This window comes from Corallococcus terminator, assembly GCF_003611635.1.
In the GTDB taxonomy this organism is placed as follows: Bacteria; Myxococcota; Myxococcia; order Myxococcales; family Myxococcaceae; genus Corallococcus; species Corallococcus terminator.
In genome coordinates this window covers 26,241-37,282 of sequence record NZ_RAVZ01000053.1, presented here as the reverse complement: position 1 = coordinate 37,282, position 11,042 = coordinate 26,241, and the positions used below count along the sequence as shown (strand labels likewise).

At 68.8% G+C, this 11,042-nt stretch carries 11 protein-coding genes and 1 tRNA gene; 1 reads left to right on the top strand and 11 read right to left on the bottom strand.

Annotated features, from left to right (window positions below; translation table 11 throughout):
• Nucleotides 1-310: 310 nt before the first annotated feature.
• Nucleotides 311-384 (top strand) — tRNA-Arg (locus D7V88_RS10850).
• A gap of 57 nt (nucleotides 385-441) precedes the next feature.
• On the opposite strand, the gene D7V88_RS10845 is transcribed toward D7V88_RS10850, so the two are convergent.
• The 11 genes from D7V88_RS10845 to D7V88_RS10795 all read right to left on the bottom strand — a co-directional run bounded on the left by D7V88_RS10845 (nucleotide 442) and on the right by D7V88_RS10795 (nucleotide 10,943).
• Nucleotides 442-1,539: a glycosyltransferase family 4 protein gene (locus D7V88_RS10845; protein ID WP_120540549.1), complete on the bottom strand. Its 1,098-nt coding sequence runs from the start codon at nucleotides 1,537-1,539 to the stop codon at nucleotides 442-444.
• Nucleotides 1,540-1,817: 278 nt separating this feature from the next.
• Entirely contained in the window at nucleotides 1,818-3,101 is a 1,284-nt protein-coding gene (locus tag D7V88_RS10840) for a hemolysin family protein (RefSeq protein ID WP_120540552.1), read from the bottom strand.
• Between the two features lie 82 nt (nucleotides 3,102-3,183).
• Entirely contained in the window at nucleotides 3,184-3,567 is a 384-nt protein-coding gene (locus D7V88_RS10835) for a response regulator (protein ID WP_233595729.1), read from the bottom strand.
• A gap of 95 nt (nucleotides 3,568-3,662) precedes the next feature.
• Nucleotides 3,663-4,496 (bottom strand): metallophosphoesterase family protein, encoded by an 834-nt coding sequence (locus tag D7V88_RS10830; RefSeq protein ID WP_244238090.1) that lies wholly within the window; start codon nucleotides 4,494-4,496, stop codon nucleotides 3,663-3,665.
• Nucleotides 4,497-4,575: 79 nt separating this feature from the next.
• The gene (locus D7V88_RS10825) at nucleotides 4,576-5,763 is read right to left on the bottom strand and encodes a glycosyltransferase (protein ID WP_120540546.1); all 1,188 of its coding nucleotides are present in this window, start codon (nucleotides 5,761-5,763) and stop codon (nucleotides 4,576-4,578) included.
• Nucleotides 5,764-5,853: 90 nt separating this feature from the next.
• The gene (gene phoU, locus D7V88_RS10820; protein ID WP_120535119.1) at nucleotides 5,854-6,540 is read right to left on the bottom strand and encodes a phosphate signaling complex protein PhoU; all 687 of its coding nucleotides are present in this window, start codon (nucleotides 6,538-6,540) and stop codon (nucleotides 5,854-5,856) included.
• A 28-nt stretch (nucleotides 6,541-6,568) separates the two neighbouring features.
• Entirely contained in the window at nucleotides 6,569-7,312 is a 744-nt protein-coding gene (pstB, locus tag D7V88_RS10815) for a phosphate ABC transporter ATP-binding protein PstB (RefSeq protein ID WP_120540545.1), read from the bottom strand.
• A gap of 42 nt (nucleotides 7,313-7,354) precedes the next feature.
• The gene (gene pstA / locus D7V88_RS10810; protein ID WP_120540544.1) at nucleotides 7,355-8,266 is read right to left on the bottom strand and encodes a phosphate ABC transporter permease PstA; all 912 of its coding nucleotides are present in this window, start codon (nucleotides 8,264-8,266) and stop codon (nucleotides 7,355-7,357) included.
• Nucleotides 8,263-9,258 carry a phosphate ABC transporter permease subunit PstC gene (gene pstC / locus D7V88_RS10805; protein WP_208726215.1) on the bottom strand — a complete coding sequence of 332 codons (996 nt, stop codon included), beginning with the start codon at nucleotides 9,256-9,258 and terminating at the stop codon, nucleotides 8,263-8,265. The genes pstA and pstC overlap by 4 nt, the downstream gene beginning before the upstream one ends.
• Nucleotides 9,259-9,316: 58 nt before the next feature.
• Nucleotides 9,317-10,141: a phosphate ABC transporter substrate-binding protein gene (locus D7V88_RS10800; protein WP_120540542.1), complete on the bottom strand. Its 825-nt coding sequence runs from the start codon at nucleotides 10,139-10,141 to the stop codon at nucleotides 9,317-9,319.
• 112 nt (nucleotides 10,142-10,253) lie between these two features.
• A complete protein-coding gene (locus D7V88_RS10795) occupies nucleotides 10,254-10,943 on the bottom strand; it encodes a response regulator (RefSeq protein WP_120540541.1) in 690 nt (229 codons plus the stop codon).
• Nucleotides 10,944-11,042: the final 99 nt, after the last annotated feature.

Here is an 11,042-nt window from a genome sequence, read left to right as displayed (position 1 = left end):
CGGCCGCGACGGGCACGGCCGCGGGGAGTGCGCCTCGCACGTACAGCACCGCCCCCGCGACGAGCACCGCCAGCACGGCCAGGACGACCGCCACGGCGGGACCGCGCGCACGGCGCTGGAGCAGGGGAGCGCGGTTCATGGGGCGCAGGTTTAGTGCATCACCCCCCCGGGACGCCGTCTGTTGGAGGGCCCATCTGTGAAGGAGTGCGCAGCGCCGCCCCGCGTCCCGCGACGGCCCCCCGGGCCCCGGATTGCGTGCTTGCGTCGTCCTGGGACTTCGGTTACTCCTCCCACACCGGAAGTCAGTCCTGCGCGATTAGCTCAGCTGGATAGAGCGTTGGCCTCCGGAGCCAAAGGCCGCAGGTTCGAATCCTGCATCGCGCGCAGAAACAAAGGCCCGGAATCATTGGGGAAACCCACTGATTCCGGGCTTTTTTTCGTTCAGACGCCGGTGACGTGGCGGATGAAGGCGATCATCCGGGAGCAGGTGGCGTCCATGTCCATGTGCTCCTCGGCCATCCGGCGGGATTCGCGACCCATGGCCTGCAACGCGCCCGGGTCCGCCACCAGCGTGTCCAGGGCGTTCGCGAGCGCTTCGTAGTCGCCCACCGGCACGATGCGCCCATCCACGCCATCCCGCACCAGCTCGCCCACGCCGCCGGAGGGCGTGGTCACCACCGCGAGGCCCGCGGACTTCGCCTCGGCGATGGCCCAGGAGGACATGTCCGCCAGCGTCGGCAGCACGAAGAGGTCCGCGGCCTGCGCGAGGCCAATCAGCTCCGATGAGTTGGGTTGGACGCCCACGTGGACGCGGACTCCGAGCGGCGCCTCGAAGGGGGCGGACGTCACCATGTCGAGCTGCCAGTCGCGCTGGCGCGTCTCCCGGGCCCACCGCAGCAGGAACTCGCCGCCCTTGCGGCCCAGGTCCCCACCCACGAAGAGCAGGCGCACCACGCCGTCGCGCGGCCGCTGCTCGGGAGCCGGGCGCCACAGGGTGGTGTCGACGCTGGGCCACACGACGTGGACGCGCGCGTCGGGCACGCCGTACTCCGTCACCAGGGAGCGTTTGGTGAATTCGGAGAAGGACAACATGCCCTTGGCGAGGGCGTACGTGCGGCGGTGCAGCAGGTTCTTCGCCCGTCCCAGCCAGCCGGCGTGCTGGGAGCGCATCCCGTAGTAGCGCAGGTAGTCCTCCAGTCCGCTGGGCGTGGCGTCCGTTGAAATCACGCTCGGCACGCGGCGCATGAAGTCGTGGGCCAGGTGCGCCATGCGCTGCGTGTGCACGACCGACGCGTCGACGGGCTCCTGCGCGAGGGCCTGCTGCAACGCGGACCGCGTCCGCAGGCCGCCCCTCACGGACAGGCGGGAGCGCACCAGCGGGAGCTGCTCCCACACGTCGTCCACATGCTCGTCGATGGGCAGCCACACCGGCGTGATGTCATTGCGTCGCGCCATCGCGCGCTGGAGGTTCTGGAGGAAGACCGAATTGCCGAGCGTCGTCTCGATGGCGAACGCGATGCGTGGGGCCGGTGCGGTCATCTGGTTCGCCCTCCTTCCGGAGCAGGGCGCTGATTCGCCCGTGGACGCCGCACGCGAAGGGGCGCAGGGCGCCCACTGTCTAGGGAGACCGGATGCGCGATCGCCAGCGGGGCATCTCTTCGCGCGTCCGGATTCTCACGCGCAAGCCACGCTCATGGCGCCTGGTGCACGGAGCACATGGCCCCGGGGGCGGGGTTGACGGTGGCCCGCGGGACCCGATGCGAAGGGGGGCGTTGGCCTCCGGAGCCAAAGGCCCCGGGTTCGAAAGCGTCCGCTGCTCAGGCCTCCGGCTGCACCGGAGTCTCCGGCAGATGGAAGCGCACCTGGCGCACCCGGCGCGGTGATGCCTCCATCACCTCCAGCACGGTGCCATCCGTCATGGACAGCTTCGCGCCCGGCTCCGGAATCGCGCCTCCCGCCAGCGCGATGCACAGGCCCGCGACAGTGGAGTAGTCCTCGCTCTCCTCCAGCGCCAGGCCCAGCGCGCGGTTCACCTCGCGCAGGCTCGCCTCGCCCTGCACGATGGCCACCGTGGGGCTCTCGCGGCGCACGCGCTCCTCGGGAATCTCCGACTCGCTGAGGATCTCCCCGACGAGCTCCTCCACCAGGTCCTCCACCGTCACCAGCCCCACCACGCCGCCGTGCTCGTCCACCACCACCGCGAGCTGCATCCTCCGGCGCTGCATCTCCTTCATCGCCGCGATGGCCCGCATGGACTCCACGAGGAACAGGGGAGGGCGCAGCACGTCCTCCAGCACGATGAGGTGCCCCTCCCAGGCCACCCCCAGCAGGTCCTTGGCCACGATGTAGCCGACCACGTTGTCCAGCGTGCCCTCGTACACCGGCATCCGCGAGTGCCCGTGCTCCAGCAGCACCTGACGGATCTCATCCGCGCTCGCGTGCCGGCGCAGCGCGACCACGTGCTCGCGCGTCACCATCACCTCGCCCAGGGTGAGGTCGCCCAGCTCGAAGGCCCGGGAAGCAATCTCCCCCGCGCGCGGATCCAACGTGCCCTGCTTCGACGCCTCCTCCACCAACTGCTGCAACTCGTCCGGAGACAGCCGCGACTCGGTGAAGTTCGTCCTGTCCCCGAAGAGCTTCAGCACCACGTTGGAGCTGGCCGTGAGGAACCACACCAGCGGCCGCATCACCCAGGAGAGCGCCTTGAGCGGCCGGCCCAGCGTCAGCGCGTACTGCTCCGAGTAGCGCAGCGCCAGGGACTTGGGCACCAGCTCCCCCAGCACCAGCGACAGGTACGACACCAGCGCGACCACCAGCGCGAAGGACACCTGGTGCGCCGTCACCGGCGGCACGCCCATGCCCTCCAGCACGCCGCCCAGCCGCAGCGCGATGCTCGCGCCGCCGAAGGCCGCCGCCGTGGAGCCAATCACCGTGATGCCAATCTGCACCGTGGCGAGCAGCCGCTCCGGATCATCCCGGAGCACCGACACCGCCTTCGCGGACTTGCTGCCCTGCTCCAAGAGCTCCTTCAGCCGCGTCTTGCGCACGGACAAGAGACCCAGCTCGGCGCCCGCGAAGACACCGTTGGCCAGGACCAACAGCAGGATGATGATGAGCTCCGTGACGATGGCGGGCCTCCTGGCAGTGTCCACCCGGGGCCGCGGCGGATGACGCCTCCCTGTCCTACACCCCCAATGATTGGAGGAGCAGCGACAATTGATCGCGGCTCGCACCCTTGGGCAGGTAGTAGTGGGGACCCGACATGAGTGCGCTGCCCACATCCTGGGCCGCCGCCGAGGTCAGGAAGACGATGCGCGGGTTCGTCGACACCCGTGGCAGCTTCTCCACGACCTCCAGGCCGCTCATGCCCGGCATGTTCAAATCCAGCAGCATGACGCCGAAACGCTCTCCCCGTTTGAGGGAGTCCAGCGCCTCCTGGCCATCCGCCGCCTCGGTGGTCTCATAGCCGAGGTCCTCCAGGCTCACCCGGAGAAACTCCCTCCAGTCCGCGTCGTCATCCACGACCAGGACCTTCCGAGCTCCGTCATTCACAGCGAGTCGCCCCAAGCATCCTCCTGACCTGAGGACAACCTTCCGGGGGCCCACTGGCATTCGCGACACTTGTGTCTCAACTCCCGCTCCAGCAGGCAGCCTGCCAGGCCCTAGAACAGCGCCATGCCTAGCTGGCCCACGAGGTACTGGAGCGCGGGCCTCACGTTGTGGACCGCCGTGCGCGGCTTCGCCGGCTCCGACGCATGGCACCACGTCGGTTCGTCCACCAGCCGACCCGCCATGTGGCTGAAGACGCGGAAGCGGCCCAGGTCCGTGCTGCTGCCTGAATTGAACATGCGCAACTGGCGCTCCCCAGGGGTGCCCAGGTCCATCTCATGCGGGATGTGCCGGTGGCCGTGCAGCACCAGGTCGCACTTGCCGCCCACGCGCTCCAGCAGCTTCTTGCCCAGCGCCAGTTCGGAGGCGTGCGGCAGGCCCACCTTCGTCGCGATCCACTCCGGGAAGCTCTCCAGCGGCAGCGGCAACACGTGGTGGTGCAGCAGCACCGCGACCAGCGACTGCCGCGGCGCGGCGGACAGGGCGACCTCCACCTGCTCCACCACCTGCTCCGTCAGCTCCCCATGGCTGGAGAAATAGTTCCGGTTGTGGTCACCGGTGGAATCCACGCAGACCATGAAGAGGCCTGCCTTCTCCACGGTGTGGACCTTGCGACCCTCCATGAAGCGGCTGCCCACGTCCTCTCCTGGACGGTCGTGGTTGCCGGGGATGAAGGTGAGGCGCCCGGTGTCCATCCACGGGGCGAAGTGTTCGCGGAAGCGCTGGAACTCGGCGTTGGAGCCGCGGTGCGTGAGGTCACCCGTCACGACCACGTGATCCACGTCCTGGGTCGCCAGTGCCTTCACCAATGAGGCCGCCGACGCATCGCTCTCGCGGCTCATGTCCAGATGGAGATCCGAGAGGTGGGCCAGCTTCAAGGAGGGCATGTTCAAGGAAATAGGCATCGGTTGCAGGCGCGGCGAGGGTTGCTGCACGAAGGTTCGTGAAAAGTTGGGACCCGAGCGTTCAACCCACCCCGTTGCTGGTGATCCACGCCTCGGCCGTCCGCGTCCGGGCACGCAACGGCACCAAGCGCGTGCCTGACACCACGCGCAACCGCGTGCCGCGCCAGTCCACCGTGCGCCTGAACGCACCGTGCCACCACGCTGCGAACAGGAGCGCGTCCTTCACCAGCACCGCTGGCGCCGCGCGCCATCCCACCGGCTGCGGCCTCAGCGCGCGGAACACCGCCACGTCCACCCAGACCTTGCCCAGCACCACCGCCAGCGCCGCCAGGCCTGTCAGCGCGGACGGATGCAAGAGCGCACCCAGCACCGCGAGAGGCACCGGGTTGAGCAGCGCCTGCGCCGCGTACGTCGTGGGCGATACCGCTGTGCGGTGGATGACGCTCCAGCGCAGGTAGCGCTGGAAGAACGCGTCCACGCTCTTGCGCAGCGACACGTTGAAGACAGGGGAGCGCGCCAGCACCACGCGCTTGCCCAGCTTGCGCGTCACCCACTGGCCGATGACGTAGTCCTCCGCCAGCACGTCCTTCACGGAGAAGAAGCCGCCCAGCGACTCCACGTCCTCGCGGCGCAGCGCCATGGACTTGCCCACCACGATGTCCCGGTCCGCCAGGTGCTTCGCGGCGATCATCCCCGCCGCCGCGCTGGAGGACAGGTGCAGGTTGTCCAGGAGCGAACCGAAGCTCTGCTCTCCCAGGCCCGCCACCGGGTGCGTCACGCAGCCCACGGAGGGGTCCTCGAAGGCGGCGGCGATCTCCTCCAGGTAGCCCGCGCCCACGCGGGTGTTGCTGTCGCTCACCACCCAGAGGTCGTGCTTCGCCTCCGCCGACAGCGTCACCAACTGGTTCACCTTCGGGTTGAGGCCGGGCTCGCCCTCCTGGAGCACCACCTTCATGACGTGGGGCCACTTCGCCTGGGCCGCCTTCGCCACCGCCCAGGCCGGGTCGCGCACGTCCTTCACGCCCAGCAGGACTTCGTAGTGGGGGTAGTCCAGGCGCGCGAACTGCTCCAGGTTCGCTTCCAGGTCGTCATCCACGCCACACAGCGGCTTGAGGATGGACAGGCCCGGCGTGTGGGTGGGGACCGCCGGAGGCTCGCGGCGGTGGCGGCGCACGAACAGCGCCTGGAGGACCAGGGCCAGGAGGCCCACGACGGACGCTGCCAGGAGGATGCTGGAGGCGATGAGCATGTCCGCCACCCTACGCAGCCCACAAGGCGGGCCCGGGGCGGCGGGACGGCGGGACGGCCAACTCGCCGTGACACCGCCGTGAACCGCGAACTACTCGGGCAGCTCGCGGCTCTTCGGGTGGCGCACGTCCTTGCCGCGCACCATGTAGATGACCATCTCCGCCACGTTGAGCGCATGGTCGCCCACGCGCTCCAGGTGCTTGGCGATGAACATCAACGCCGTGGCGCGGCGGATGTTGCGCGAGTCCTCCATCATGTATGCGAGCAGCTCGTTGAAGATCTTCAGGAAGAGCGCATCCAGCAGGTCATCGCCCTTGAGGACCTCCTCCGCCTTGGCCGCGTCGCCGGACACGAACGCATCCAGGGCCTTCTTCACCTGCTGCTGCGCCAGGTCCGCCAGCTTCGGCGTGTCCACGTAGGGCGCCAGCGGGGGCACCTGGTTCAGGTCCATGGCGCGCTCGGCGATGTTCACCGCCAGGTCGCCGATGCGCTCCAGGTCGGTGACAATCTTGAGCGCGGTGGTGATGAGGCGCAGGTCGCTGGCGGCCGGCTGGCGCAGGGCGAGGATGCGGCGGCACAGGTCGTCGATGTCGACCTCCAGCCGGTTCACCTCGCGGTCGGCGCCCACCACCTTCTCCGCCAGGGCCGAGTCCCGGTCGGTGAGGGCGCGGACGCTCTGCGCGACGAGGGCCTCCACCTTGGCCCCCATGGCGAGCAGCTTCTCGCGCAGGTTGCGCAGGTCCTGCTCGAATGCCTTGTCGGTGTGCGTGGCCGCCATGTCGTTTCGTTGCTTTCCGTCGCGCTTTTCAGCCGAACTTCCCGGTGACGTAGTCCTCGGTGCGCTTCTCGTGGGGGTTGGTGAAGATCTGCTCCGTGGGGCCGCACTCCACCAATTCGCCCATGTAGAAGAAAGCGGTCCGGTCACTCACCCGCGCGGCCTGCTGCATGTTGTGGGTGACGATGGCGATGGTGTACGTGGCCTTGAGCTCGTGGATGAGCTCCTCAATCTTGGCCGTGGCGATGGGGTCCAGGGCCGACGCGGGCTCGTCCATCAGCAGCACCTCCGGCTCCACCGCGAGCGCGCGCGCGATGCACAGGCGCTGCTGCTGGCCGCCGGACAGGCCCAGGGCGCTCTCATCCAACCGGTCCTTCACCTCGTCCCACAGCGCGGCGCCTCGCAGGGACTTCTCCACGCGCGCGGCCAGCTTCACCTTGTCCTTGAGGCCGCCCACGCGCAGGCCGTAGGCGACGTTCTCGAAGATGGACTTGGGGAACGGGTTGGACTTCTGGAAGACCATGCCCACGCGGCGGCGCAGGTCCACCACGTCCAGCGCGCGGTCATGGATGCTGCGTCCGTCCAGGAACACGCTGCCTTCGTGGTTGGCGCCCGAAATCAGGTCGTTCATCCGGTTGAGCGAGCGCAGGAAGGTGGACTTGCCGCAGCCGGACGGACCGATGAGCGCGGTGACCTTGTGCTCGGGAATGGCCAGGCTCACCTGCTTGATGGCCACCTTGCTGCCGTAGCGCAGGGTGAGTTCCCGGGACTCCATCTTGTTGCGCGGGGTTGCGGGGGTAGGGGGCATGGGTGTGTGTCAGTGCCCGCTCGCGGCCTTGCGGCGCGTGCGCGTGCGGATGAGGACCGCGACCAGGTTCAGGGCGAAGGTGAGCAGGAGCAGCACCATCACCGTGGCGTACAGCAGGGGACGGGTGGCCTCCACGTCCGGCGACTGCGTGGCCAGCACATACGTATGGTAGCCCAGGTGCATGAACTGCGAGTTCAGGCTGGAGGGAAGGTCGGGCAGGAAGTAGGCCGCGCCGGTGAAGAGGATGGGGGCCACCTCGCCCGCGCCCCGGGAGATGGCCAGCACCGCGCCGGTGAGGATGCCCGGCAGCGCGCCCGGCAGCACCACCCGCGCCAGCGTCTGCGACTGGGTGGCGCCCAGCGCGAGGCTCGCGGTGCGGTGGTCCAGCGGCACGGCGCGCAGCGCCTCCTCCGTGGACACGATGACGACGGGCAGGGTGAGCACCGCCAGCGTGAGCGACGCCCAGAGGATGCCCGGCTGCGCCCAGTGCAGCTCCTCGTAGCCCAGGGCGCGGTCCAGCCCCTTGCCCACGAAGAGGATGAAGAAGCCCAGGCCGAAGAGGCCGAACACGATGGAGGGTACGCCCGCCAGGTTCGCCACCGCGACGCGCACCAGGCGGGCCAGCTTGCCGTCCGGCGGCGCGTACTCGTGCAGGTACACCGCCGTCAGCACGCCCACCGGCATCACCGCCACCGTCATCAGGAGCGTGAGCGCCGCGGTGCCGAAGAGGGCGGGGAAGATGCCGCCGCCCATCATCCCGTCGGTGGGAGACTCGGTGAGGAACTTCCAGGAGATGTGGCTCGCGCCGCCCTGCACCACGTCCAGCAGGACGAGGGCGAGCATCGCCACGATGACGAACGCGGCCAGCCCCGTGAGCGACACGAGCGAAAGCCCTACCACACGGCGCGTGGCGTGCTTCACCCGGCACCTCCCTTGAGCCGCTGGATGACCTTCTTCGTCCAGATGCTGGCCAGCATGTTCAGCACGAAGGTGAAGATGAACAGCTCCACGCCGATGAAGAACAGCAGTGCGTAGTGGGGGCTGCCCACCACCACCTCGCCCATCTCCGCGGCGATGGTGGCCGACAGCGAACGCACGGAGTCGCCCAGGTTCGCGGAGGTAATCGCCGCGTTGCCGGAGGCCATCAGGACGATCATCGTCTCACCGATGGCGCGCCCGAAGCCCAGCACGCACGCGGCGAGGATGCCGGGTGCCGCCGCCGGGAGCACGACCTTCCAGGCCGTCTCCCAGGGCGTGGCGCCCAGGGCGAGCGACGCCTCGCGGTAGCTGCGCGGCACGGCGGTGAGCGCATCCTCCGTCACCGTGAAGATGACCGGGACGATGGCCAGCGCCAGGCCCAGGCCCGCCACCACCGCGTTGAGCCGGGACGTGAAGCCGAATGTCTCCTGGAGGAAGGAGGCCATGACCATCAGGGCGAAGAAGCCCAGCACCACGGAGGGGATGCCGGCGAGCAGTTCGATGGTGGGCTTGAGGATCTCCCGCAGGCGGCGGGGCGCGAACTCCGCGGCGAACAGCGCGCCGAAGATGCCCAGTGGAACTGCCACCAGCATGGACACGGCCGTCGTCTTCAGCGTGCCAATGAACAGCGGAATCATGCTGACCTTGGGCACGTTGGACACAGGCTGCCACACGTAGGCCAGCGGCTTTCCCTTCCGCACCATCTGCGGCAGGAACATCTTGGAGAAGCTCGCCTCCTCGCGCGCCGCCGTGTCGGTGACGAGCGTCAGGGCCTCCTTCGCCACGAAGACGAGGATGAGCACCAGCGCGGCGATGCCGGAGAAGGCCACCGCCGTGATGACCCAGGCGATGAGCTTCTCCTTGAGCTGCCGCCGTCGGGCCTCGGGCGACAGCATGGGCAGCGCCACCGGGGGCGCGAGGTCCTGCTCCTGCATGACGGCCTGTCTATCGAACATGGAGCCCTCGCGCCGGGTGACAATCGTGTGACGGCCACTACTTCACAGGGAAGTAGCCGACCTGGGTGACGATGGCCTGGCCTTCGGGGGACAGCGCGAAGTCGATGAACGCCTTCACGTCGCCGGCGGGCTTGTTGCGCAGGTAGAAGTACAGGTCGCGCGACAGCGGGTACTTGCCGCTCTTCACGTTCTCCGCGGACGGGGCGAAGGCCTCGTTGCCCTTCTTCACCTTCAGCTCCTTGATGCCCTTGGCGAACGCGGCGCCGCCGTAGCCGATGCCGTTCTTCTCCTTGGACACCGCGTTGACGACGGCGGCCGTGCCCGGGAGCGTCTGCGCGGCGGAGGCGAAGTCCTCTCCGCCCAGCACGGTCTCCTTCACGAAGACGTAGGTGCCGGAGGAGTTCTCACGCGAGTACACGACGATGGGGGCCTCCGCGCCGCCCACGGCCTTCCACGACGTGGTGTCCCCCAGGTAGATGTCCCGGAGTTGCTCCACCGTGAGCGCGTCCAGCTTGTTGGATTCGTGGACGTAGAAGGTGACGCCGTCGCGGGCCACGGCGAGCTCCGTGGGCTCCGACTTGGCGGTGGCCTTGAGCTTGTCCTCCTCCGCCTTCTTCATCTCGCGGCTGGACATGGCGATGTCGGTGGTGCCGTTCTGCAGGGCCGCCAGGCCCGTGCCGGAGCCGCCGCCCGTCACTTGAATCTTCATGGACGGGTTCTTCTTCATGAACGCCTCGGCCCAGCGCTGGACGAGGATGACCATCGTGTCCGAGCCCTTCACCGTCACCGTGCCCGCCTGGGCGGCGAGCGGAAGGACGGTCAGGCCGAAGGCGACGAGGCTTGAGAGCAGGGTCTTCTTCATGGGGTGTCTCCTCAGGAGGACCACTGGAGGGTGAACAGTCGGGAACGCGTGACGATCTATGGTGCGGATGTGTCCGCTTGACGGCCCTTGGGTGACAAATGGGTGACGGACGCTACCCGGCGGTCGGATCCACGATGCGGTAGCCCACGCCGCGCACCGTCTCCAGCAGGGCGCGCGCGTTGCCCAGCTTGTCGCGCAGGCGCATCACGTGCGTGTCGATGGTGCGCGTCTCCAGGGAACTGGACAGCCCCCAGACCTCCTCCAGCAACTGCTCGCGCGACTGCACCCGGCCCAGGCGGGCCATCAGGTGCTCCATCAGGCGGAACTCCAGCGCGGTGAGGGACGTCTCCTGGCCCTCCACGTAGAAGCGGTGCGCGGTGACGTCCAGGCGCAGTGGCCCCAGGGCCAGCGGGGGGACGCTCTCCTTGGGCGTGGCGGAACGGCGCAGGATGGCCTTGAGCCGCAGCACCAGCTCGCGCACGGAGAAGGGCTTGACGACGTAGTCGTCCGCGCCGACCTCGAATCCGCGGATGCGGTCTGCTTCCTCGCTCTTCGCGGTGAGCATGACGATGAGCACGTCACGCAGTTGCGAGTTGGCGCGCAGGTGGCGGCAGACCTCGATGCCGGACAGGTCCGGGAGCATCAGGTCCAACAGCACCACGTCCGGGGACTGCTCGCGGGCGGCCGCCAGCGCCGCCTCCCCGGTGAAGGCCAGGCGCGTGGAGAAGCCGGCGCCGCGCAGGTTGAAGTCGATGAGCTCTGCGAGGTCGCGCTCGTCGTCGACGATGAGAACGTGGGACATGGCGCGGCGTACTGTGCGCCCGTCCCTTCGCGCGGGCGTGACGCGCCGGCAACAACTGCGTCACGTCCGTCACGGGGGGATGCCATTGCCTACGACACG